28 protein-coding genes are annotated in these 23,800 nt (G+C 53.9%); 15 read left to right on the top strand and 13 right to left on the bottom strand.

From position 1 onward, the window contains the following. Complete coding sequence (locus ABHF33_RS12410; RefSeq protein ID WP_348944245.1) at positions 1–1,137, bottom strand: PilT/PilU family type 4a pilus ATPase; 1,137 nt, start codon at positions 1,135–1,137, stop codon at positions 1–3. A gap of 19 nt (positions 1,138–1,156) precedes the next feature. After that, on the bottom strand, positions 1,157–2,200 hold the full coding sequence (locus tag ABHF33_RS12405; RefSeq protein WP_157669675.1) for a type IV pilus twitching motility protein PilT: 1,044 nt from the start codon (positions 2,198–2,200) through the stop codon (positions 1,157–1,159). Between the two features lie 92 nt (positions 2,201–2,292). On the opposite strand from ABHF33_RS12405, the gene ABHF33_RS12400 reads away from it, so the two are divergent. The 3 genes from ABHF33_RS12400 to ABHF33_RS12390 are packed head-to-tail and all read left to right on the top strand — an operon-like array spanning position 2,293 to position 4,427. Beyond that, the gene (locus ABHF33_RS12400; protein WP_348944244.1) at positions 2,293–2,988 is read left to right on the top strand and encodes a YggS family pyridoxal phosphate-dependent enzyme; all 696 of its coding nucleotides are present in this window, start codon (positions 2,293–2,295) and stop codon (positions 2,986–2,988) included. An 8-nt stretch (positions 2,989–2,996) separates the two neighbouring features. Next, on the top strand, positions 2,997–3,815 hold the full coding sequence (gene proC, locus ABHF33_RS12395; protein WP_348944243.1) for a pyrroline-5-carboxylate reductase: 819 nt from the start codon (positions 2,997–2,999) through the stop codon (positions 3,813–3,815). Between the two features lie 24 nt (positions 3,816–3,839). Further along, positions 3,840–4,427 (top strand): YggT family protein, encoded by a 588-nt coding sequence (locus ABHF33_RS12390; RefSeq protein ID WP_348944242.1) that lies wholly within the window; start codon positions 3,840–3,842, stop codon positions 4,425–4,427. Positions 4,428–4,562: 135 nt separating this feature from the next. On the opposite strand, the gene ABHF33_RS12385 is transcribed toward ABHF33_RS12390, so the two are convergent. Further along, the gene (locus ABHF33_RS12385) at positions 4,563–4,994 is read right to left on the bottom strand and encodes an FxsA family protein (RefSeq protein ID WP_348944241.1); all 432 of its coding nucleotides are present in this window, start codon (positions 4,992–4,994) and stop codon (positions 4,563–4,565) included. On the opposite strand from ABHF33_RS12385, the gene cutA reads away from it, so the two are divergent. From cutA to ABHF33_RS12370, 3 genes are read left to right on the top strand one after another with little or no spacing between them, the layout of a single operon-like run. After that, on the top strand, positions 4,993–5,343 hold the full coding sequence (cutA, locus tag ABHF33_RS12380; protein WP_348944240.1) for a divalent-cation tolerance protein CutA: 351 nt from the start codon (positions 4,993–4,995) through the stop codon (positions 5,341–5,343). The two genes, ABHF33_RS12385 and cutA, sit on opposite strands and share 2 nt — an antisense overlap. Beyond that, entirely contained in the window at positions 5,340–6,905 is a 1,566-nt protein-coding gene (gene dsbD / locus ABHF33_RS12375; RefSeq protein ID WP_348944239.1) for a protein-disulfide reductase DsbD, read from the top strand. Before cutA ends, dsbD begins: the two co-directional genes overlap by 4 nt. A 13-nt stretch (positions 6,906–6,918) precedes the next feature. Beyond that, the gene (locus ABHF33_RS12370) at positions 6,919–7,389 is read left to right on the top strand and encodes a TlpA family protein disulfide reductase (RefSeq protein WP_348944238.1); all 471 of its coding nucleotides are present in this window, start codon (positions 6,919–6,921) and stop codon (positions 7,387–7,389) included. A 42-nt stretch (positions 7,390–7,431) separates the two neighbouring features. Here ABHF33_RS12370 and ABHF33_RS12365 read toward each other — a convergent pair whose 3' ends face one another. Beyond that, entirely contained in the window at positions 7,432–7,737 is a 306-nt protein-coding gene (locus ABHF33_RS12365; RefSeq protein ID WP_157669682.1) for an ArsR/SmtB family transcription factor, read from the bottom strand. 442 nt (positions 7,738–8,179) lie between these two features. Between ABHF33_RS12365 and gpmI the strand changes: the two genes are divergently transcribed. The 8 genes from gpmI (at position 8,180) to gntU (ending at position 17,231) form a co-directional block, all read left to right on the top strand. Continuing rightward, positions 8,180–9,712 carry a 2,3-bisphosphoglycerate-independent phosphoglycerate mutase gene (gpmI, locus tag ABHF33_RS12360; RefSeq protein ID WP_348944237.1) on the top strand — a complete coding sequence of 511 codons (1,533 nt, stop codon included), beginning with the start codon at positions 8,180–8,182 and terminating at the stop codon, positions 9,710–9,712. 76 nt (positions 9,713–9,788) lie between these two features. Next, positions 9,789–11,159: a murein hydrolase activator EnvC family protein gene (locus ABHF33_RS12355; protein WP_348944236.1), complete on the top strand. Its 1,371-nt coding sequence runs from the start codon at positions 9,789–9,791 to the stop codon at positions 11,157–11,159. A gap of 21 nt (positions 11,160–11,180) precedes the next feature. Next, positions 11,181–12,623 carry a S41 family peptidase gene (locus ABHF33_RS12350; RefSeq protein WP_348944235.1) on the top strand — a complete coding sequence of 481 codons (1,443 nt, stop codon included), beginning with the start codon at positions 11,181–11,183 and terminating at the stop codon, positions 12,621–12,623. A gap of 224 nt (positions 12,624–12,847) precedes the next feature. Continuing rightward, complete coding sequence (locus ABHF33_RS12345) at positions 12,848–13,246, top strand: hypothetical protein (RefSeq protein WP_348944234.1); 399 nt, start codon at positions 12,848–12,850, stop codon at positions 13,244–13,246. 96 nt (positions 13,247–13,342) lie between these two features. After that, a complete protein-coding gene (locus ABHF33_RS12340) occupies positions 13,343–14,131 on the top strand; it encodes a HesA/MoeB/ThiF family protein (protein ID WP_348944233.1) in 789 nt (262 codons plus the stop codon). Between the two features lie 4 nt (positions 14,132–14,135). Beyond that, the gene (locus ABHF33_RS12335; RefSeq protein ID WP_348944232.1) at positions 14,136–15,137 is read left to right on the top strand and encodes a substrate-binding domain-containing protein; all 1,002 of its coding nucleotides are present in this window, start codon (positions 14,136–14,138) and stop codon (positions 15,135–15,137) included. Positions 15,138–15,367: 230 nt separating this feature from the next. Then, positions 15,368–15,889 carry a gluconokinase gene (gntK, locus tag ABHF33_RS12330; RefSeq protein ID WP_348944231.1) on the top strand — a complete coding sequence of 174 codons (522 nt, stop codon included), beginning with the start codon at positions 15,368–15,370 and terminating at the stop codon, positions 15,887–15,889. Between the two features lie 4 nt (positions 15,890–15,893). Beyond that, a complete protein-coding gene (gene gntU / locus ABHF33_RS12325) occupies positions 15,894–17,231 on the top strand; it encodes a gluconate transporter (RefSeq protein WP_348944230.1) in 1,338 nt (445 codons plus the stop codon). A 61-nt stretch (positions 17,232–17,292) separates the two neighbouring features. On the opposite strand, the gene ABHF33_RS12320 is transcribed toward gntU, so the two are convergent. From ABHF33_RS12320 to rplM, 8 genes are all read right to left on the bottom strand, one after another. Further along, entirely contained in the window at positions 17,293–17,859 is a 567-nt protein-coding gene (locus ABHF33_RS12320) for a hypothetical protein (protein ID WP_348944229.1), read from the bottom strand. 71 nt (positions 17,860–17,930) lie between these two features. Further along, positions 17,931–18,608 carry a 4'-phosphopantetheinyl transferase superfamily protein gene (locus ABHF33_RS12315; RefSeq protein WP_348944228.1) on the bottom strand — a complete coding sequence of 226 codons (678 nt, stop codon included), beginning with the start codon at positions 18,606–18,608 and terminating at the stop codon, positions 17,931–17,933. 70 nt (positions 18,609–18,678) lie between these two features. Continuing rightward, complete coding sequence (gene erpA / locus ABHF33_RS12310) at positions 18,679–19,029, bottom strand: iron-sulfur cluster insertion protein ErpA (protein ID WP_157669693.1); 351 nt, start codon at positions 19,027–19,029, stop codon at positions 18,679–18,681. A 96-nt stretch (positions 19,030–19,125) separates the two neighbouring features. Further along, the gene (locus ABHF33_RS12305; RefSeq protein WP_157669694.1) at positions 19,126–19,539 is read right to left on the bottom strand and encodes a bactofilin family protein; all 414 of its coding nucleotides are present in this window, start codon (positions 19,537–19,539) and stop codon (positions 19,126–19,128) included. 9 nt (positions 19,540–19,548) lie between these two features. Then, complete coding sequence (locus tag ABHF33_RS12300; RefSeq protein ID WP_348944227.1) at positions 19,549–20,148, bottom strand: DUF6776 family protein; 600 nt, start codon at positions 20,146–20,148, stop codon at positions 19,549–19,551. Between the two features lie 126 nt (positions 20,149–20,274). After that, positions 20,275–21,318 carry an N-acetyl-gamma-glutamyl-phosphate reductase gene (gene argC / locus ABHF33_RS12295; RefSeq protein WP_348944226.1) on the bottom strand — a complete coding sequence of 348 codons (1,044 nt, stop codon included), beginning with the start codon at positions 21,316–21,318 and terminating at the stop codon, positions 20,275–20,277. Between the two features lie 164 nt (positions 21,319–21,482). Further along, entirely contained in the window at positions 21,483–21,875 is a 393-nt protein-coding gene (gene rpsI / locus ABHF33_RS12290) for a 30S ribosomal protein S9 (protein ID WP_157669697.1), read from the bottom strand. A gap of 22 nt (positions 21,876–21,897) precedes the next feature. Next, positions 21,898–22,326, bottom strand: coding sequence for a 50S ribosomal protein L13 (gene rplM, locus ABHF33_RS12285; RefSeq protein WP_157669698.1), 429 nt, complete (start codon positions 22,324–22,326; stop codon positions 21,898–21,900). A 367-nt stretch (positions 22,327–22,693) separates the two neighbouring features. Here rplM and ABHF33_RS12280 point away from each other — a divergent pair, with 367 nt between their 5' ends. After that, positions 22,694–23,113 (top strand): OsmC family protein, encoded by a 420-nt coding sequence (locus ABHF33_RS12280; RefSeq protein WP_157669699.1) that lies wholly within the window; start codon positions 22,694–22,696, stop codon positions 23,111–23,113. A 21-nt stretch (positions 23,114–23,134) separates the two neighbouring features. Here ABHF33_RS12280 and ABHF33_RS12275 read toward each other — a convergent pair whose 3' ends face one another. Beyond that, a complete protein-coding gene (locus ABHF33_RS12275) occupies positions 23,135–23,794 on the bottom strand; it encodes an MCP four helix bundle domain-containing protein (protein ID WP_348944225.1) in 660 nt (219 codons plus the stop codon). Between the last annotated feature and the right edge of the window lie 6 nt (positions 23,795–23,800).

Raw genomic sequence — 23,800 nt, 5'->3', positions numbered from 1 at the left:
CTAAACGATATCCAAATGGTCAAGCCCTGCCAACACATCACGCTGTTTCGCATCCGAACCATTGAGCTTGATCTGCAGACGCAAATCATTCACCGAGTCGGCATTGCGTAATGCATCTTCATAAGTGATCCAGCCAGCTTCAAACAAATCAAACAGAGACTGATCAAATGTCTGCATCCCCAGCTCGCGGGATTTTTTCATGATTTCTTTGATTTCATGAACTTCACCCTTGAAGATCAGCTCGGAAATCAGCGGTGAATTGAGCATAACTTCAACTGCAGCAACTCGGCCTTTGCCCGATGCATGCGGCACCAAGCGTTGCGAAACAAACGCTTTCAAATTGAGTGACAAATCCATCAGCAATTGCTGGCGACGCTCTTCGGGGAAAAAGTTGATAATCCGGTCCAGCGCCTGGTTGGACGAGTTGGCGTGCAGCGTTGCCATGCACAAGTGGCCGGTTTCGGCGAAAGCAATCGCGTAATCCATTGTTTCGCGATCACGAATCTCACCGATCAGAATGACGTCCGGGGCTTGCCGCAGCGTATTTTTCAGCGCGGCCATCCATGAATCGGTGTCCACACCGACTTCGCGCTGGGTAATGATCGAGTTTCTGTGCTCGTGCACATACTCGATCGGGTCTTCAATCGTAATAATATGATCGTATGCATTTTCATTTCGATGGCCGATCATGGCCGCCAGCGAAGTCGATTTACCCGAGCCTGTACCGCCGACAAAAATTACCAGACCACGTTTGGTCATCGCAATGTCTTCCAGTACCGGCGGCAGATTCAGTTCTTTGAGTTTGGGAATTTCGGAGTTGATCGTCCGCAGCACCATGCCAACCCGGCCTTGCTGCATAAAGGCATTCACCCGGAAGCGCCCCATCGTGCCCGGGCTGATGGCGAAATTGCATTCCTTATTGGCTTCAAAGTCTTCCGACTGTCGGTCGTTCATAATCGCCCGCGCCAGCTCTTTGGTGTGCTGCGCAGTCAACATCTGATTCGACACCGGTGTTACACGGCCATCAATTTTCATTGCAGGCGGAAAATCCACCGTAATAAATAAATCCGAGGCATTTTTGCTGCGCATATGTCGCAGCAAATCATGCATAAACTTGGCTGCTTGTTCTTTTTCCATTTTTCACCTGCCCCAGCGATTAACCTTTGAAGTTATCCGGAATGGCCGCTTTATTGCGCGCCTCTGCAACCGACACAATATTGCGCTGTACCAGATTCTGCAGACATTGATCCAAAGTTTGCATGCCGTGTGCAGAGCCGGTTTGAATCGACGAATACATTTGCGCTACTTTATTTTCACGGATCAGGTTACGGATCGCCGGAATCCCGATCATGATTTCATGCGCGGCCACGCGGCCTGTACCATCCTTGGTCTTGAGCAGCGTTTGCGAAATAACAGCGCGCAATGATTCGGACAACATCGAGCGAACCATTTCTTTTTCAGCAGCAGGAAATACGTCGACGATACGGTCAATCGTTTTCGCTGCCGAGCTGGTATGCAAAGTACCAAACACCAAATGCCCGGTTTCCGCCGCAGTTAAAGCCAGACGGATTGTTTCCAGATCGCGCATCTCGCCGACCAGTACAATATCCGGGTCTTCACGCAAGGCAGAGCGCAAGGCGTTGGCAAATGACAGGGTGTGCGGGCCGACTTCACGCTGGTTGACCAGACATTTTTTGGATTGGTGGACAAACTCGATCGGGTCTTCCACCGTCAGAATATGGCCATATTCATTGTCATTGATGAAGTTGATCATCGCCGCCAACGTGGTGGATTTACCCGAGCCAGTCGGCCCGGTCACCAGCACCAGCCCGCGCGGATTCATGGCAATATCCTGGAACACTTTAGGCGCATTGAGCTCTTCCAGCGTCAACACCTTGGACGGAATGGTCCGAAATACTGCGCCAGCACCCCGGTTTTGCACAAAGGCATTGACCCGAAAACGCGCCAAATTGGGAATTTCAAACGAAAAATCGCATTCCAGCGTGTCTTCATAAATCTTGCGCTGACCATCGTTCATGATGTCGTACACCATATCGTGTACGTCTTTATGATCCATTGCAGGCAGATTGATGCGGCGCACATCGCCATGAACCCGGATCATCGGTGGCAACCCTGCCGACAGGTGCAAGTCCGATGCCTTATTCTTGACCGAAAACGCTAAGAGTTCCGAGATTTCCATTTATAATTCTTCCTCTTATTCACGAATCAGGCTTGCACTTTGCTGCCGTCGGTGGCAATACTCGCAAACATCCTGACAAAGTTTTGTTCATTATGGCAACGTTATTTGAAGCATGGCAAGGCGTACAAGGCAGGATAGCTGCTGCATGCACAGCCTGCGCGAGAAATACGACAGAAATCACCTTACTGGCGGTGAGCAAAACCTTTCCGGCTCAAGATGTAAGGCAATTATACCAGCTGGGTCAGCGCCATTTTGGCGAGAACTATGCGCAGGAGCTGGGCAGCAAGCAGGCTGAGCTAGGCGATTGCGCCGATCTGGTCTGGCACTTTATCGGACCGCTGCAAAGCAATAAAACTCGCATCGTTGCCGAATGCGCGCACTGGGTACACACCATAGACCGCCTCAAAATTGCCGAGCGCCTTTCTGCCCAGCGCCCGGCACATTTACCGGCACTTAATCTGTGTTTGCAGGTCAATGTTTCCGGCGAGGAAAGTAAGTCGGGCATCAGCCCCGACGAATTAATCACGCTGGCCGAGGCGATTACCCGGATGCCGCGGCTGCAATTGCGCGGCCTGATGTGCATCCCCGAGGCAACGGATGATGCGGTAAAGCTCGCCAAACAGTTTCAAATCCTGAAACAATGTCAGCTTAAGCTGCAAGAAAACGGCTTTGAGCTTGATACTTTGTCGATGGGCATGTCAGCCGATTTGGAGCTGGCTATCGCGAATGGTTCAACTTTAGTACGTGTGGGCAGTGCCATTTTTGGCGCCCGCCATTACCCTCAGTAGGAATTGCAATGATCATTACCTTTATTGGTGGCGGCAATATGGCCACCGCCATGATTGGCGGCATGCTGGCGCAAGGATTTAGCGGCAGCGAAATTCATGTTGTTGAGCCGAACGAAGCCAAGCGGGCCGAACTGACCGCACAATACGGCATTTCAACATCAGCCCCCGGCGAGGCCATTCCGGCCAGCACGGCCATTCTGTTTGCGGTCAAGCCCCAGCAATTCAAGGCAGTGACTGCCGAGGTGTTGCCCCAGATCGGCAATGCGCTAGTGATTTCGATTGCTGCCGGGATTCGTGTCGATACCCTCTCCCGGTTTCTGGATGGACACCAACGTATTATTCGCGTCATGCCCAATACCCCTGCCCTAGTGCAAGCTGGGATTTCGGGCGTCTACGCCAGCGAAGCGGTCAACGAGGCAGATCGCAAGCTGACCAATCGTATTTTGTCGTCGATTGGCGAACAGGTCTGGGTTGACGACGAGCACCAGATTGATGGTATTACCGCCATCTCCGGCAGCGGCCCCGCTTACGTGTTTTATTTCATGGAAGCACTGCAAGCTGCAGCGCGTGCACAGGGCTTTGCGCCGGATGTGGCGCACAAACTGGCGTATCAAACCTTTGCTGGCGCAGTCAAACTGGCGCTCAGCTCGGACGATGACGCGGGTACATTGCAACAGAAAGTCACCTCAAAAGGCGGCACCACCGAGCGCGCCATCAAGGCGCTGGAATACAGCGAAGTGCGTACCACGATCATTTCTGCCGCCGCCGCCGCCGCCGCCCGCTCGCGCGAGCTGGGCGAAGAACTTGGCCGTGATATCGAACCCTAAGCCGTCAACCCAAAGAGGTGGAGCATGCTGACCAGCGTTCTGGATTTTCTGATCCGCAATCTGCTTGAGTTCCTGATTTTGCTGCTGCTGGCACGGTTTTATCTGCAAGCAGCCAAAGTCTCGTTTCGTCACCCGCTGGGCCAGTTTGTGCTGGCCTTGACCAATTGGCTGGTACTGCCGGTGCGCAAGCTGATTCCGTCGTTCAAAGGTTACGACAGCACCAGCCTGGCACTGGCCTGGATCACCGCGCTGGTGATGCATTCGGTTTTGCTGGCTATCACGCCTTGGCCATTTGATTTTTATTCCGGCTCGTCGGTGCTGGCACTGGTTTTGTCAGCGACGCTGGAGCTGGTCAAAATGTCATTCTATCTGCTGTTTGCCGCGGTGATTGCCCAGGTCTTGATGAGCTGGCTGGCGCCGTATAATCCGCTGATGCCGATGCTCACAGGCCTGACCGCGCCGTTTTTACGCCCGATTCAGAAGATCATTCCGCCGATTGGCAGGATTGATATTTCCCCTATGCTGCTGCTGCTGTTTATCCAGCTGGTGCTCAGCGTGGTGATCGCCCAGCTTGAGCCCTATATCCTGCAGGGCGTCAAACTCATCGGCTAGTTTTTAGGCAATCGAAGGTTGTAGTAGATAGTCAGGCGGTGGGCTTATTGATTACGCAGGCAGATTGGGTAGCTCTGGCTACCCAATCAACCACGCAAACAGGGGTATATCTCTAAATCAATTACACACTATGTCTTAGCGGTCAATACGTCGCTGGGTATAGTCATTCTGATTTTGCGGATCAACCCGGCGATACTCGCCGTCGATCACACCTTCTTGTGAAGGGCTAGCCGATCCGACCGCTGGCGCTGATTTTCCCCAGGGCAGGAGTAAAATCAACGCGATAACGTCGCCCATCAGCCCGGGAATAATCAATAGCACAGCGGCAATATAATAACGCGCCACGCTAAACAGGCTATGCAGGCCCAAACGGCCACTACGAATGTCATTCATCAACGTTAAGCCTATGCCCAAGCGCTGGTGACGCAGCATCAGGACACCCAGGCCAAAGCTGAGCAGAACGGCGAGCAAGGTCGGTACAACCCCAACCATGTCTGCCAGCCAGACCAGCGACATGATTTCAAGAAACGGATAAGCCAGCACGCTGGCAAAAACTAAATACGGCATGAATACTCCTTCTCAATCGCTCGTAGTATGGTGCAATTGCCCCGACCAGACCAGCGCGCAAACGCTGGCAAAGGGCATTATTACCGCAAGGCTGGCCGCTTGTGTGAACCAAATGGGCGCGGTACAGTCTGTTTATCACTGGCAGGGTGGAATCGAATCCGCACAGGAAGTTCCGCTGATGATCAAAACCACCCTGGCGATGTATCCGCAGCTGGAACAATGGCTGCTTGAGCATCACCCTTACGATGTACCCGAAATTATTGCGCTGCCCATCGTTGCGGGAGCGCCGGATTATCTGGCCTGGCTGGCTCAGGAAAGCAACGGTGTTGAACAAGGCTCCACTCAATGATGTCGCGTTTTATTACTTGCCTGCTGATGGCACTTTTTTCAATGCTTGCCTGGGGCAATACGGAATTTTTACCACCAGAAAAAGCCTTTAAACCCAGCATCGTCCAACTGGATGCCAATACGGTCGAGCTGCGTTTTGCCATTGCCCCCGGCTATTATCTATATCGGGATCGCATTCAGGTTAGTGCTACTCCCCTAGCGATCAAAACCCAGCTACCCAAAGGCGAAATCAAGGATGACCCGAGCTTTGGCAAGGTTGCCGTTTTTCATGATCAGTTGATCGTCAAACTCACTAGCCCACAGGCAATATCAAAACAGCAGGCATTCACCATCAAATTTCAGGGCTGTGCGGAAGCCGGCATCTGCTACCCACCACAAACCCAGATACTCAAGCTGGGGGAGAGCAAAACCCCCGCGCTCAAAGCGCTGTTTGGCGCCAGTTCCGACAGTAACACCAGCAGCAATACCCCCGAGTCAGCGTTTTTCGGGGGTAGTTTTTTTGGCACACTGGGTATTTTCTTCCTGGCCGGCATCGGTCTGGCGCTAACGGCGTGCATGTATCCGCTGATCCCGATTGTCTCAGGTATTGTCATCGGGCATCAGCCCGTAAAACGCTGGCACGCTTTAAGCCTTAGTTTTGTCTATGTGCAAGGCATGGCCATTTCATATACAGCCATCGGCGTTGCTGCCGCAGCCACAGGCACTTTGCTGGTCGTAGCGCTACAGCAACCGTGGGTGATTGCAGCTTTTGCGCTGTTTTTCCTCGCCATGGCGATGGCCATGTTTGGCGTTTTCAGCGTTCAGCTGCCCAGCAGCTGGCAGAGCCGTTTAAATAGCGCCAGCATGAAGCTGCCGGGCGGCAAATGGACTTCCGTGCTACTCATGGGGTTACTCTCGGCACTGATTATTGGCCCCTGCATTGCGCCACCGCTGGCGGCAGCATTGGCATACATCGGCCAAACCGGCGATGTATGGCTCGGCGGCGCAGCGCTCTACAGCATGGCTTTGGGTCTGGGGCTGCCGCTGCTGGCGATCGGCGCATTCGGTTCGACCATTCTGCCCAAAGTGTCCGGCAAGGTGATGCAAGGCGTTAAAATTATTTTTGGCATAGTATTGCTCGCTATGGCGCTCTGGGTCTCGCGTCCACTATGGGAACCCCACCTGGGTATAGAAGCACCTCATCAATTGGCATTTAAAACAGTCCGTAGCAATGCCGAGCTTGATCAGGCTTTGCTCGCGGCCAAAGGCCAGGCTGTGATGATTGATTTTTATGCAGACTGGTGCGTGAGCTGTATTGAATTCGAGCGCAAAACGCTGAGCCAACCGGCTGTCCAAGCCGCGCTGAAAGATCACAAACTCTTGCGGGTTGATGTTACACAGAACACCGCCGCCGACGCTGCACTACTGGCCCGCTATCAATTGTACGGGCCACCAGCGCTGATTTTTTACAGCCCACAGGGCTTTGAAATCAAAAACAAGGTGATTGGCTTTCAGGATGCGCCACAATTTCTGGCCACCTTGAGCAACAACCAATCCATATCGTGCACCACTCAGCTTTGTTAAGGTTTCATCAAATATGAAAAAATGGCTTTTGTTACTGGCGCTACTTTGTTCACCCTTAAGTCAGGCCGCCGATCCATTCTGGCGCATGAGCTTGCCCGACCCACAGGGCAAAACGCAAGCACTTGCTCAATGGCAGGGAAAAATGCTGATCGTGAACTACTGGGCTACCTGGTGCGGACCATGTCGGCAGGAAATGCCCGAGATGATCGCACTGCAGAAAAAATATGGCAAAACCGTACAATTTGTCGGGATTGCGATTGATGAACCAGTGCCAACCGCGCGTTTTGCCAAAGAGCTGGGCGTCAACTACCCCATTCTGATCGGCGGCAATAGTGCGATGAATATGATGCGGCAACAGGGCAATCAACAAGGCGGCTTGCCTTTTACCGTATTTTTTGATGCCAAAGGCAAGCAGGTTGCCCAGCAGCTAGGCAAAATCAGCCATGAACAACTGGAAGCACAGATAAAAAAATACGCCCGCTAAGGGCGTATGTGTGTGCTGGTGGGTGTGGGGGACTCGAAAAGCCTAGAAGCCGCAGAACACATCCCGCAGCATCGCAATCACCACCAGCGTGCGGATATCACCCACACGGTAATAAACCCGGTTCGCGTCTTTGCGCGTGCGCAAAACGCCTTTCTCCCGCATCAGCGCCAAGTGCTGCGAAATATTTGATTGCGTCGTGCCAACCCGCTCGACAATATCCTGCACGCTCACTTCCTGATCGGCCAGCACGCACAGAATCTTCAGGCGCAGCGGGTGCGACATTGCCTTCATCGCCCGTGATGCCTGGTCGATGTGCTCATCATCCATCTCTTCAATTGATTCAATCATTTTCAATTCTTTTATTTATTATGCTCAGGGTCTGATGACATTTGGTTTGCGATCCCGCTGGCGCGAGTTTCGTGGCGAATCAAGACGTTTTGTGCGACGTATAGCCCGCTATACAAGCACGAAACAACGCAGAGTCGCCGCGAAAATCGCCCAGCCCGAAGGGTTTAGCTGCTTTTGGCCTGATCCTGCGTTGCGAAAACCTTACATAGAATGGCTATGCTTCGGTTTTCGCGCCTTGTTTCAGGCCAAAATCAGCTTAAACGGGATTCGTAAACCAAACGTCAACAGACCCTCTCAGACTTGAGCCGAATCAGCTTTGTGCCAAATTACGACGATCCAACATCAGCTTGAGTTAGAATACTAACCGTGTTTGAAAACTATTCGCAACCTAGGACCGCAACTATTTTAGCAAGTTCGGCGCGAATCACCATAGGACTTTGTCATGCCACAACAAATCACTCCCGTATTACTTCTTATTCTTGACGGCTTTGGTTACCGCACTGGCGGCGATGACAATGCCATCTTGCATGCACGCAAGCATCATTTTGATCGTCTGTTCTCGCAATATCCATTTACAACGATTAATGCGTCCGAGCAGTTCGTCGGCTTGCCTGCTGGCCAATTTGGCAATTCTGAAGTGGGTCACCTCAATATTGGTGCGGGGCGTATTGTGCAACAGGACATCAGCCGTATCGACTGTGACGTTGCCGACAAAACAATAGGCAACAATCCGGTTTTCAAACAGGCAATTGATAGCGTTAAAGCCAGTGGCAAAGCGCTGCACATTATGGGACTGATGTCCGATGGCGGCGTTCATTGCCATGAAAATCACGTGTTTGGCCTGATCGAAGCAGCAAGTCAGGCTGGCGTGAAAGACATTCGCATCCACGCCTTCCTCGATGGCCGCGATACGCCGCCGCGCAGCGCCGAACTCTACCTGCAGCGCCTGCAAACTGTCTGTGATGCAAATAACGCCCGCATCGTCGGGATTGTCGGCCGCTACTGGGCGATGGATAGAGACACCCGTTGGGAACGTGTAGAACCTGCATACAAACTGATCGTTGATGGTATCGGCCTTTATAGCGCAGAGAGCGCAATTGACGGACTAGAAAACGCCTATAAACGCGATGAAAACGATGAATTCGTTTCAGCCACGGTGATCGGCACACCGACGCGCATGGAAGATGGCGATGCGGTGATCTTTATGAATTTCCGTGCCGACCGTGCCCGTCAGCTCACTACAGCATTGACCGCAGCGGACTTTGGCGGCTTTGAGCATCCGCAACGCCAGCCCAAATTTGCCTATTTCTGCACTGCGACAGACTACGGTTCGGCTTACAGCCATCCGGTAGCCTACACCAAAGAAAAAGTGAAAAACGGTTTTGGCGAATACATCGCTAGCTTGGGCTTGAAACAGCTGCGGATTGCAGAAACCGAAAAATACCCGCATGTCACTTACTTCCTGTCGGGTGGCGAAGAGAAAGAATTCGCCGGCGAAGACCGCATTCTGGTGCCATCGCCTAAGGTCGCGACCTATGACTTGAAACCGGAAATGTCAGCCGCCGAAGTCACTGACAAAATGATCGCTGCAATCAATAGCAAGCAGTACGCGGCCATCATTTGTAACTATGCCAATGGTGATATGGTGGGTCATAGTGGTATTTTTGATGCGGCCGTCAAAGCCGTTGAAGCACTGGACGAATGCGTAGGCCGTGTCGTTGCGGCGCAACTGGCGATCGGTGGCGAGGTGCTGATCACCGCGGATCATGGCAATTGCGAAATGATGTTCGACAAGAACTCAGGCCAGCCACATACGCAACACACCACCGATCTGGTACCGTTCTGCTATATCGGTCGCCCTGCCCGCCTCTCACCGGGTGGCGCACTCAAAGACATCGCACCTTCATTGCTGGCCATGATGGGCCTGGAACAACCGACAGAGATGACCGGTCAATCACTGATCAATTTTCTGTAAATGACATAATTTGGGTTTAGTGAATGCAGCGAATCAAGTAAAGTGATGCACTCTGTCGGTATCCCGAGTCTAAGTTGTGCGTGTACGTTTACTTGCTTCGCTGCTTTTCACCTGCCTGATCGCCAGCACGGGCAGCTTTGCGGCCCCTGCGGCCAGTAAAGTGACCCAGGCGACCGTTTCTGAGCGAGCCGCCAAACAGGAAGAGCTCAAAGATCTGCGCAATCAGATTCAGCAGCTACAAAAAGATCTCAGCCAGAACGAATCCTCGCGCAATGAAGCTGCCGACGCGCTAAAACAATCCGAACAATCCATCTCCGAAGCCAACCGTGTCCTGAACGAGCTGGCACACGAACGCGCCTTGACCAGCAATGAGCTGGCCAGACTGGAGGCCGATATTGCCCGTACCCGGGTCAACATCCGTGCCAGCCAGCAGCGTCTGGGTGATTTACTTAAAAGCCGCTACAAGCTAGGCCAGCTTGAAGCCTGGCGACTGCTACTGAATCAGAAAGACCCCAATCAGCTCAGCCGCGACCTGACGTATTACAAGCATCTTGCGCGCTCGCAACAGCAGCTGGCGCAACAGCTGGAAAGTCAGCTGAACGAACTTAATGTACTGGCCGAGCAAATCCAGCAAAAAAATGCCGAGCTGCAGGAAATCGCTAATAACAAGCAACGCCAGCGTCAGCAGTTGCTTAGCGAGCAATTGGAAAAGAAAGCGGTCGTGAACCAGCTCTCCAAAGAAATCGCCACGCAGCGTAACCAGATTCAAAAACTCGCCGCCGATGAGAAACGCCTGACCCAGCTCACCGAGCGCCTTAATGCCCTGATCCGTCAGCAAGAAGCAGCGCGTGCACGTCAACTGGAAATACAGCGACAACAAGCCAGAAAACGGGCCGAGCAGTTGGCCAAGGCCAAAGCTGAACGCGCTGCACGGCAGGCGAAAGCCGAGCAAAAAGCCAAAGCGGCTGGCAAACCGGCACCAACGCCAGAGCCGGCCCCTAAAGAAGAAGTCGCCAGCGTCAATGACGCACTACCCGATCCGGCACAAGCAGGGGCCAAATTTGCCTCACTCAAAGGCAAGCTAAGTTTGCCGGTGAAAGGCGTGGTAATTGGACGGTTTGGTGCGCCACGTGGCGAAGGTGGTAGCTGGAAAGGGCTGATGATCAAGGCTGGCAGCGGCCAGTCTGTGCATGCCATTGCCAGCGGACGGATAGTCTTTGCCGACTGGCTGCGTGGTTTTGGTAATTTGCTGATTATTGACCATGGCGGCGGCTATATGAGTCTTTATGGCGCCAACGAAAGTGTCTTGAAACGCGTTGGCGACACCGTCAAACCGGGTGATGTCATCGCCACCGTCGGCAACAGCGGTGGCATGGCAGAATCTGGCGTATACTTTGAAATCCGCCAAAACAGTCGTCCACTCGACCCATTGCAGTGGGCCAAATAACACAAATAGGAAAATCCCGGGATGTCCAACAAACCCTATAGCCGCTGGCAAAAAGTAAGTCTTTTGGCTGCGGGAGCCGGTCTCGGCGCCGTTTTGAGCTTGTCGTTCAATGCCACTGCAGACAAAGAAGCCAGCAGCAATCCGCTGCCGATTGATGAATTGCGCGCTTTCTCAACGGTATTTGGCCTGATCAAGCAAAGCTATGTCGAACCCGTTGAAGATAAAAAGCTGATCAACGAAGCCATCAAAGGCATGGTTAGCGGTCTTGATCCACATTCAAGTTATCTGGACGAAGAAGCGTTTAAAGACCTCAAGGTCAATACCCAAGGCGAATTTGGCGGCCTGGGCCTAGAAGTGAATATGGAAGACGGGCTGGTGCGGATTGTCTCGCCGATTGAAGACACACCAGCTTATCGCGCCGGCATCAAAACGGGCGATTACATTGTCAAAATTGACGATCTGCAAGTACAGGGCCTGTCGCTCAACGACGCCGTGTCAAAAATGCGTGGCAAAGCAGGTACGACGGTGACACTGACCATCTTGCGCAAAGGCGAACCAAAACCACTGGTGATGACGCTAAAACGCGCGATTATCAAAACCCAGAGCGTGAAATCCAAACTGGCCGAGCCGGGCTATGGCTATATCCGTATTACCCAGTTCCAGGAAAAAACCACGGAAAACCTGGCATTGGCTATTGAAGCGCTGTACAAGGAAAACAAAACGCCCCTGAAAGGGCTGGTGCTGGATCTGCGTAACGATCCGGGCGGCTTGCTCGATGGCGCGGTCGGCGTATCTGCCGCCTTCCTGCCCAAAGACGCACTGGTTGTTTATACCGAAGGGCGGACTGCCGATGCCAAAATCAAGCTGACGGCCAGCCCGCAGTATTATCAGCGCGACAGCGGCAAGGATTACTTTAAAAACACGCCTAAAGACGTGAAAACCGTACCGGTGGTGGTGCTGGTCAATGGCGGCTCAGCATCGGCTTCCGAGATTGTCGCGGGCGCGCTGCAAGACCATAAACGTGCACTGGTTGTCGGTACGCAAACCTTTGGTAAAGGCTCGGTGCAAACCATCTTGCCGATTGACGCCAAGAGCGCGCTGAAACTCACCACAGCCCGCTACTTCACGCCAAATGGCCGCTCGATCCAGGCCAAAGGCATTACACCGGATATCGTAGCCGAAGAAGCAACACTCAATGGCAAGGAAGACAACGGTTTCCGTTTGCGCGAAGCCGATCTGGGCCGCCATCTGGATAACCCGACCGACAAAGAGGCCGGCAAAACCAGCCCGGCACCAAGCGAAGCACCAAAAGCCACCGCCAAACCGGCAGCCAAAGCCGCTAGCAGTGCAGAGAGCGAAGAAAATCCACGCGAGCTGGCATCCAAATCGGATTACCAGCTGCAGCAGGCTTTGAACGTGCTCAAAGTGCAACATCTACTGCTGAGCAAACCTGCCAGCAAATAGTCTGGCATTATCCAGCAGCTTCACCCCTACCCCCTATACGGCGCAGCCCTATAGGGGGTATTTCATTGCAGAGCATATCCAACCTAATCTACGAGGCAATACCCTACCCATCGTCAAATAAGTATCGCTGCGAGCCAACACCATTACCAAGCAAAAACCTGCTGCACAAAGCCCGAAAAAGGTTTAATCTAAAACAACGATAAGACTTATCGAGGGGGCGCAACATGAAACAACATCACGACGACATCAAGCACCGCGAAATTGTATTCAGTGCCCAGCCTCTGGATCAGGCCAGCCAGGCCGCCCGCCTGCTCAATCGCATCCCCGGCGTTGAAAGCCAGGTTTTCGCCAGCCAAAACCGCATCTCGGTGCAGTACCATATCGATGAGCACACCCTGATTGAGCTAGAAACCCGCCTGCAAGAAGCTGGTTTTCATCTGGACAACAGCATCCTGCAAAAAATCAAACGCGCGCTGGCGCATTATTGTGAAGAAGTTCATTACGACAACCGCGCGATTCCTGAGCACAATATCAAAAGCCGCGATATCTACGTCAAAGTCTGGGAAAAGCACCCGCACGGTGATCATGACGAAACACCGGAAGAATTGCGCCGCTATCTTTAAGAGAGCATGCACCACCTTGATATGGCTTAAGCCAAGCGAAGCCCTGATGGTTATAATCAGGGCTTCAACTTTTTCAACTTCTGTAGCGGCCCTACCATGACAGTTTGCCCGACCCGCAGCGCCCGCATCGAGCTGGATGACGCCAAATTACTGCGCTACAGCCGCCATATTCTGCTCGACGAGCTGGGTATCGAAGGGCAGGAGAAAATCAGCGCCGCGCATGTGCTGATTATCGGCGCGGGCGGGCTGGGCTCGCCGCTATCGCTGTATCTGGCCAGCGCCGGCATCGGCACGCTAACTATCATCGACGACGACGAGGTAGATCTAACCAATCTGCAGCGCCAGATTGTCCACACTCAGGCACGCGTGGGCAGCAACAAGGCCGAATCGGCCAAGGCAACGCTCAGCGCACTGAACCCCGACATTACCATCCATGCGCTTGGCGAACGCGCCAACGAGCAGCGCCTGCTGGATCTGGTACAGGCCGCCGATGTGGTGGTCGATTGCTGTGACAATTTTGAAACGCGTCATGCGGTCAATCGCGCCAGCGTACAGGCCAGAAAACCGCTGGTTTCAGGCGCAGCAGTGCGTTTTGACGGGCAGATCACCACCTTTGATCCGCGTATGGCCGATGCCCCGTGCTATCACTGCCTGTTTGGCGACGAAGGCGAAGCCAACGACAGCCCCTGTGCCACCTTTGGCGTCTTTGCCCCACTGGTGGGCATTATCGGTGCGGCACAGGCCGCAGAAACGCTGAAAGTGATCACCGGCTGCGGCGATATTCTGCACGGCAGGCTACAGCTGTACGACGCCCGTACGGCGCGCTGGCGCGAAATGCGCTACAAAAAAGACCCCGCCTGCCCGGTCTGCAGCGCACGAGTCTGAACGCATGAACGATAAACATCGCCGGCCTTCGATGCAGGACGTGGCCGATCTGGTCGGCACCTCCAAAATGACCATCAGCCGCTATTTGCGCGCCCCGGAACTGGTTGCCCCCGCAACGGCCACGCGAATTGCCGAAGTAATGGCGCAATTGGGCTACATCCCCAGCCGCGTGCCAGAAATGCTGGCCAATGATCGCAGCCGTGCCATCGGCGTCCTACTACCTTCGATGTCCAATCAAGTCTTTGCCGCCGTGGCACAAGGCATTGAAGAAGTCACCGTGCCAGCGGGATACCACGTGCTGTACGGCCATTACGGCTACGATGCCGAGCGCGAAGCCGAACAAATTGCGCAATTATTGTCGTTTCATATCGACGGCCTAATTCTGTCCGAATCGAATCACACCGAGCGAGCGCTGAAAATACTAGGTGTCGCAGCCATTCCGGTGGTTGAAATGATGGATCTACCCGCCAGTCCGATTGATCAGGCCGTGGGTCTAGATCACCGGGCGGCAGCGGCCGCCATGGTCTACGCCATGCTCTCGCGTGGCAAGCGGCAGATTGTGTATCTGGCAGCACGGCTGGATCAGCGCACGCGCATGCGCGAAAGCGGCTATCGGCAGGCCATGGATGCGGCAGGTTTACCCAGCCATGTAATTCACACCAATGCCGCTTCAACATTCAGTCTGGGCGGCGAATTGCTCGCCCGCGCGCAGCTGGCTGTACCACAGCTCGACGGCGTTTTCTGCACCAATGACGATATTGCCGCCGGTGCCTTGCTCGCCGCGCAGGCGCAAGGCTTGCGCGTGCCAGACGACATCAGCATTGCTGGCTTTAACCATCTGGATATTGGCTTGGCACTGCAACCGCAGCTGGCCAGCGTCATCACGCCGCGGCATGCCATCGGCCGCAGCGCGGCACAGCGCTTGATTGCCCGTATCAACGGCGAGACATTCACCGCGCCCGTGCAAGACCTCGGTTTTGAGCTGTTTCTCGGCGGCAGCATTTAGCGCTCTTCAGACCGCACCACATACCCAACAGTGTATTGCTTTGCAAGGCAATAAAAATATCACCTTCAGCAATATACCCCATAAAATTCAGAACACTGATTTGCTCTAAGTACAACCCCTAGTCTGATTTTGGTCAAAAATGTAGCAAAAGCTATTGCCACTACAAACTGGAATAGCGCAAAATGTTACGCATAACATGTTACCAGTAACATTTTCGCTTGGAGTCGAATATGAACCCCGTAAAATCCAGAATCTATGTCCTGATGGGCGTCTCGGGCTGCGGCAAATCAGCGCTGGCCACCCGGCTGGCGCACGAGCTGAACGCTGCATTGCTCGATGGCGATTTCTTGCATCCCCGCGCCAATATCGAAAAAATGGCCTCGGGCCAGCCGCTCAATGACGATGACCGCGCGCCGTGGCTAGCAGCGCTGAACGACGCCGCCTTTGCCATGCAGCGCACCAATCCGGTGTCGCTGATTGTGTGTTCGGCGCTCAAAAAGGCCTATCGCGATCGTCTGCGGCAAGGCAATCCCAATCTGAGCTTCCTGTTTTTGGATGGCGAATACGATCTCATTGCCGCACGTTTGCAAGCCCGACAAGGACATTTTCAAAAGGCAGGCATGCTGCAATCACAATTTGTCACGCTGGAACGCCCGGATGCGAGCGAACCCGATGTAGTTCGCATCGACATCGCGCCGCCGCTGGCCGATGTCGCCGCCGCAGCCCGTTTGGCCATTCAGTCACAGGAATAAGATCATGGATACTTTTACTCTGATTTTCACGGCGCTGGGTTCGGTGCTGTTGCTGCTATTTTTGGTGATGAAAGCGCGCTTGCACGCTTTTGTCGCGCTGATGCTGGTGTCGATTGGCGCGGGGATTTTTTCCGGCATGCCAGTGGATAAAATTGCCGATACCATGCAAAAAGGCATGGGTGGCACCCTGGGCTTTCTGGCCGTGGTCGTCGCGCTAGGCGCAATGTTTGGCAAAATTCTGCATGAAACCGGCGCACTCGATCAGATTGCCGTCAAATTGCTCGACCAATTTGGCCATAGCCGCGCCAATTATGCACTAGGGATTGCGGGTCTAATCTGCACGCTGCCGCTGTTTTTTGACGTGGCGATTGTGCTGCTGATCGGCGTGGTGTTTGCTGTGGCGCGCCGCACCGGGGGCAATGTGATCAAGCTGGCCATTCCGCTCTTTGCCGGTGTGGCCGCCTCGGCAGCCTTTTTACTCCCCGGCCCAACGGCGATGCTGCTCGCTTCACAAATGAAGGCCGATTTTGGCTGGATGATTGTACTGGGTCTGGCCGCCGCGATTCCCGGCATGCTGCTGGCAGGGCCGCTGTTTGGCAACTTTATCAGCAAGCATGTCACGCTGGCTTTGCCCGCCGATGTGAGCGAGCCCAGCCTTGGCAAAGGCCAGATGCCGTCGTTTGGCTTTAGCATCGCACTGGTCTTGTTCCCGCTGATTCTGGTGGGGCTCAAAACCATCGTGGCGCGTTTTATTGATAGCGATAGCGCGCTCTATCCGTGGCTGCAGCTCATCGGCCATCCTTTCACCGCGATTCTGGCGGCCTGCATGCTGGCCATTTATGGCCTGGCGCTACGCCGTGGCATGAGCCGGGAAAAAGTGATGGAAGTCTGTAGCGCAGCGCTACAACCGGCAGGGATTATCCTGCTGGTGACTGGTGCTGGTGGTGTGTTTAAGCAAGTACTGGTTGATTCAGGTGTCGGCCCAGCGCTAGGGAATGCGCTGATCGGCGCGGGCCTGCCAATTGCTCTGGCGTGTTTTGTCTTGGCGGCAGCGGTGCGGGTGATTCAGGGATCAGCCACCGTCGCCTGCCTGACAACCGTGGGGCTAGTCTTGCCAGTCATCGAGCTGGCAGGCTACTCGGGAGCGCAACTGGCGGCACTGTCGATCTGTATCGCGGGTGGCTCGATTGTATTAAGCCATGTGAATGATTCGGGCTTCTGGCTATTCGGCAAATTTACCGGTGCCAGCGAAGCACAAACACTGAAAACCTGGACGGTGATGGAAACCATTCTGGGTAGCACCGGTGCGGCGGTCGGAATGATTGCATTTAGTCTGCTCTAAAACGGACTCTGGCCGTCAGTGCTGCCCCGCCGGGCACTGATGGCCACATTCTCCAACGGGCTTAAAAAAATTCAATGCCGTCGTCCAGCTCGCTCGATTCAAGCAGCCTCACATTGCCAGCCAGCTCGATCGCTTCGTTGATCGCAACGCCGCGCAAGATGGCGTCAAACAGGATTTTTTCCTGCTCCATGGTGTATTGCGAACGGATTCTTTCCTGCAGTTTTAACCACTCGGCGGGCACAAACATCGCCTGACGATCGGAAACCAGCCCCGCTAGCGCGCTCAACGTGCCGCAGACATGCTCCAGCCGCTGCGAAAGCCGGTCATAAAACTGGAATGCCACCACCGATTTGATATTCTGCTCGCTAATTTGTGTGACGCGCTCTTCGAGGTTTAAGTCATCAGGCAATTGATGGACAAATTCAATCAAATCACTTTTTAAAGCGTGAATTTGTTCGGATGTGGTGGAGAACGAGGTCGCCAGCTGATTGAGCGAGCTGCTGCTGTCCTCCATGGCGTGGCGAATCTGGGCCACCACAATCCCCAGCATCAATATGGTCTCTTGCACTTGGCTCCAGCTTAAATCCGGATTTTGTGCGGCAGAGCCGCCTTTGGGTATCTCAACCATGATGTCTGCCTTGTCAAAAAACGCTGCAATACAAGCGTTATAGAAGCCATCCGGTGAGCTTGCTAAGCTGATCAGCACGCCTCTGCCACAATCTGTAACTGCAGCCGGGCAAAATCATGCGGCACATTCCAGCTCTGGGCGGTATCGCTGGCCACAGCGCACAAGGCCTGGCCCGGCAAATGCCAGATGGCCAAGTGCCAGCACACCGGATCAGCGCTAAATAATCGCCAGCCGCCTTCATCCGGCAACAGCTCAAAACGGCTCAGGCCGCCGACCAGGCCTGTCCCCAGCGCTTTTAACAAGGCCTCTTTGGCCACCCACATATGATAAAAGAGACTCAGCTGCGCCTCGCCAGCCCTCGCGTGCAGCGCGGCGCACTCCCGCACGGAGAAATATTGCCCGGCAATCGCCAGCGCATTGCGTCTGAGCTGGATGGATTCAATATCAATCCCTACCCTACCCTTACCCAAAGCCGCGCCTGCCCAAGCGGCGGTATGTGACCATGACAAACCATTGGGGGCCGGCCAATTCACGGCCTGCGGACGACCACTGGCTTGCGTCAGCAACGCAGGTTCGAGGCCTTGCCCCTCAAGCAAACTGATTGCCAGATGCCGCGCAGCGCAAAATTGCCTTTGTCGGGCCGGATGGCTGATTCTGACCAGCCGCTCTTGCTGCGCCTGATCCAGCCAATGAGCCACCGGGGGAATCTCGCTCGCTTCACTCAGCGACATCAAAGCCAATTGCGCCATGGTTTTCCTTTCTGCATAAAAAAAGCGACCAGCTCTGGTCGCTTTTTACTATCGGCAAGCCCGCTCTGGTTTATACCGAGAACGACGATCCGCAGCCGCAAGTTGATTGTGCGTTCGGGTTTTTGATTGTGAACTGAGAGCCTTCCAGGCTTTCCACGTAATCAATTTCCGCGCCAACGAGGTATTGGTAGCTCATCGGGTCAACCAGGAGGGTAACGCCGTTTTTGCTGATTGGCGTGTCGTCTTCGTTAACGATTTCGTCAAAGGTAAAGCCATACTGGAAGCCTGAACAGCCACCGCCCGTTACAAACACGCGCAGTTTCAGATCTGGGTTGCCTTCCTCGGCGATCAGCTCGCTCACCTTCGCAGCAGCGTTATCGGTGAAAACAAACGGTAGGGGCATGTCGGTTTCGGTGGTCATTACAGCTCCGAAGAAATAATAGTTGACTAAAACACTATGGATTATCCGCTCGAACACGGGCAAGGTCAATCTGCAGCTTGCACCGCCGAGACAAATTTACGCTTTTTTCGGCTCGGTGCGCGGCACGTCGGCAGGCGATACTTCTTCGCGCTTGCCATTGTGTACATGAACCAGATGCCCTTCAATCACCGCGCCCGGGTGCATTTCCAGCGTCTTGTACGCCAGATCACCCACAATGCGTGATTTGGCCTGCAGCTCGACATAGTGACTGACTTCAATCGGGCCGCGGATTTCGCCATTCAGAATCAGATGGCTGCACTGCACCTTGCCTTCGATTCGTGCTTTTTCGCTGATCACCAGCGTGCCATTTTTTTCGTCAGCCATGCTTACATTCCCAACAATAATGCCATCAACGCGCAAACCACCGGCAAACTGCACATCGCCAGTCAAAGTGGTGCCGTGACCAATCAGGCTATCAATTTTGGTGCTGCCTTTTTTCTTGCTAAACATACCGTCTCCTTAGATTTTTTTCTGGCAACTGGCCTGAACCTGATTCCCTTCTTCACCAAAAAACTGCACATCCATCAGCAAGTTGCTTGCGCCAGCGGGCGGAGCTAGCTCGCCTTCCAGCTTGGCGTAGTGCTTGGCTTTCACCGGAATCAGCGGATCAAGCCCCTGACTGATCCGGCCTTTCTTGCCCGCATCCAGATATTGCAAATTTACCTGCAGGCGGCCAAGCAGTTCGTCAGTACGATTCGTCCCCTGCACCAACAGCAAGCGGTAGCGGTATTTCCCCGGCTCGATGGCTTGCAAGTCGCAGGCCACAAAATTGGCGATACGCGCGCGATCATTGCTTTGCAGCAGCGATTCAAAAAACGAGACCGTCTCACGCATGGCCGACAGATCCTGCTGCGCCTGATTCTGCTGGCGCACCAGGGCATCGCGTTCGGAGCTTAGAATGGTCACTTGCTGCGCAAGCAAGGCCGACTGCGCCGCCAGGGAAGCAATCTGCGCCTGTGTTTTTTGCGTCGAGGAGTGATGCTCGGATTGCACCTGCGCCTGCAAGGTGAGCAGCTGACGCTGCCCCAGCCAGTATCCGGCTACAAGCATTGCCAGCATTAGGCTAGCGAGCAATACCCACCGAAGCAATATGCGTCGCCAGCTGTCTTGCGGCCGTAGCGCCAGCGGCGCGGCAGTAAGCCGCGCCCGGTGAGCCCGATATAAACGCTTGATCGGCATGCCCGATTATGGCAACAAAGGGACTACGTCCAGACCATGCTGCTCTGGCAGGCCAAACATCAGGTTCATCACTTGCACTGATTGACCCGAAGCGCCCTTCACCAGATTGTCTTCCACCACCAGAATCACCAGCAAATCACCGTTACCGGGGCGGTGCACCGCAATGCGTGCGGTATTGCTGCCGCGCACTGAACGCGTTTCCGGGCATGAACCTGCTGGCATCACATCGACAAAAGGCTCGCCTGCAAAGCGCTCTTCAAACAGTTTTTGAATATCGGCCGCTTTGCCCGCCTCGGTTAAACGCGCGTAAATCGTCGAGTGAATACCGCGAATCATCGGCGTCAGGTGTGGCACAAAAGTCAGCTCAACTGGTGCGCCATGAATGGCGCTCAAGCCTTGCATGATCTCGGGTGAGTGACGATGACCTTTGACGCCATAGGCTTTGAAATTGTCTGCGCTTTCAGCAAACAGCGTGCCGACTTCGGCTTTACGGCCCGCGCCGGAAACGCCGGATTTGCAATCGGCGATAATGCCGCTCGTTTCAATGAGTTTTGCACCATTTTCGATCAATGGCAGCAGGCCAAGCTGGACTGAAGTCGGATAGCAGCCGGCCATGCCGATCAGGCGAGCTTGTTTGATCGCGTCGCGATTCACTTCTGGCAAACCATATGCCGCTTCAGCGAGCAAATCGGTACAGCTGTGCTCCATCGCGTACCATTTGGCAAATTCGACCGGATCTTTCAGGCGGAAATCCGCCGCCAGATCAATCACTTTAACGCCCGCTTCCAATAATTCGCGCGCCTGCGCCATCGCAACGCCATGCGGCGTGGCAAAGAACACCACATCACACTCGGTCAGGCAGGCTTCTTCAGGCGTAGAAAAGGCAATATCGACACGGCCGCGCAAGCTAGGGAACATCTCCGCGACTTTCATGCCGGCTTCCTTGCGCGAAGTAACAGCACGCAGCTCTACATCAGGGTGACGCGACAAGAGTCGCAATAATTCAACACCGGTGTATCCCGTACCGCCAACAATCCCTACTTTGATCATGCCTTTATCCTCAGTAAATATCAGCACGATCATAAAACAAAAAAGGAGTCAGGTGTGAGGTGTGAGGCGCAAAACCGAGGCGTAAGGGTGAAAGAAATGCAAAAACAGCAGGCAATAAAAAAGCCACCCCGAAGGATGGCTTTTCTGCAGAACCCAAAAACGAATTAACGTTTTGAGAACTGTTTGCGACGACGCGCGCCACGCAGACCGACTTTCTTACGCTCAACTTCACGAGCGTCACGAGTAACCAGACCTGCTGATTTCAATGCTGGCTTCAGAGCTGCATCGAATTCGATCAAAGCACGAGTAATACCGTGACGAACCGCACCAGCTTGGCCAGATTCACCGCCGCCGACTACGTTTACCATGATATCGAAAGCTTCGAGGTTGCTTGTGATTTCCAGTGGCTGACGAACGATCATGCGGCCAGTTTCGCGAGCGAAGTACTGATCCAGATCTTTACCGTTTACCACGATATTGCCAGTACCTTTGGTGATGAACACACGAGCTACTGAGCTCTTGCGACGACCGGTACCGTAGTTGTATTTACCTACCATGATGCAATTCCTTTAGTTCTGCTTAGATAGCAAGAGATTTAGGTTCTTGCGCGGCGTGCGGATGTTCGCTGCCTGCGTAAACTTTCATCTTCTTGATCATTGCGTAGCCCAATGGACCTTTTGGAAGCATGCCTTTAACAGCAAACTCCAAAGCACGGCCAGGGAATTTGTTTTGCATTTCAGTGAAGGTACGCTCGTAGATACCACCTGGGTGACCCGTGTGACGGTAGTATTTTTTCGATGTAGCTTTATCGCCAGTAACGCGGAGCTTGTCTGCGTTTACCACAACGATGTAGTCGCCAGTATCGACGTGCGGGGTGTATTCAGCTTTATGTTTGCCACGCAGGCGTTTGGCGATCTCGGCAGCGAGACGGCCCAGCACTAAGTCTGTGGCGTCCACAACGAACCACTCGCGCTTCACCTCGTGCGGCTTGGCAGAAAAGGTTTTCATGACTGCTAGTCCACGTTTTTGATTTTGAGAAAGTCGAGAATTCTAACGAAGAAGTGAGCACCCTGTCAAAGAGTTTATTCAATTGGTGTGCAGATACGGGACAGGGGCAAAAAAAACGCAATCCAGTTTGACCCAGATTGCGCGAAATCCACCAAAAATGGAGGATGGAGGAGACGACACCAAGCAGGCCTGATGTCACCGCCGATTATCTATGACATATCCACGTAAGGCAAGCGGATTTGGTGCAACGCGATAAACGGGCGCACCAAAAAGAGTCGGCGCAGATCTACAGGCATCGGAATTGATTTACCGTTAAAATATGAAAACCACCGATCAAACCGCCGCGTAAGGCCAAAAGGAGAAATACGTGAAAGTTCGTGTCAAATGGGTAGAGGAAGTAAGTTTTCTGGCGACATCGGAATCGGGCCACGCCGTACTGATGGATGGCCCACCAAGCGGAGGTGGCCGCAATCTGGGGCCGCGACCGATGGAAATGCTGCTGATGGGCATGACCGGCTGCTCGACTTACGATGTGATCCATATCCTGAAAAAAGGCCGTGCGGATGTGCGCGATTGCGTCGTCGAAGTGGATGCTGAGCGTGCAGAGACCGATCCTAAGGTATTTACCAAGATTCATCTGCACTTTATCGTGACGGGCAAAGCGCTCAAGCCTGAAGTGGTTGAGCGGGCCATCAAGCTCTCGGCTGAGAAATACTGCTCGGCCTCCATCATGCTGGGGCAAGTCGTACCGATTACGCATGATTTTGAAGTACGCGAAGCCAACTAGTCTTCCAGACTGATCGTCCGATCAGTGCGGCTGGGCGGTGGCGGCCAGACTCTTGCGAAAGAAATACGCCGCCACCAGCACACCTGCCACTCCCAGTAGCGTTAGCAAGATAATCATCCAGGTCTGGCGACGCCCTGACTGCATCGAGCGCTGCACCGCCTGCTCGACAAATTGCTCTTTGAAGTGGGCATGCTGCGCCAGCGCCGTGGTCAGACTCTCACCGGCAGGTTTCCACTCGCTTTCGACCACCACAACCGCGGCTTCGCGCTGATTGGCATTGGAATGGTGCAGCACTTTTTCCAGCGCAGCCAGATACACCTTAAAGAGCCGGATATCCTGCTCGATCAGCTCTTTGTCGCGCGGATTAACCACCAAAGTGCGCTGATACTCTTCGAGCAAGCTCTGGGTTTCGGTGATATTGCGCCGGATCGTGGCCTCATGCGGCGCTTTTTTTGCCGTCTCGGCGTACGAGAGATGATACAAAGCGTTCACGCGAATTAGCAGAAAATCACGCTCGATCCCGGAAAGAATGGCCAGACTGCGGATAATACTTTCGTCAGTAAACTCCAGATCGTCGGCCATGCGTTGCGTGCTGAGCACGCCAATCAGCCCGATCAGAATCAGCGCTGAAATCGCGCCAAACACAATGGCCAGAAAACGCTGATTGACCGTTTTAGCCATAACGCC

This window comes from Chitinibacter sp. FCG-7 (assembly GCF_040047665.1).
Lineage (GTDB): Bacteria > Pseudomonadota > Gammaproteobacteria > Burkholderiales > Chitinibacteraceae > Chitinibacter > Chitinibacter mangrovi.
The sequence above is the reverse complement of the archived record's forward strand: the minus strand, read 5'-3'. Positions and strand labels throughout refer to the sequence as shown.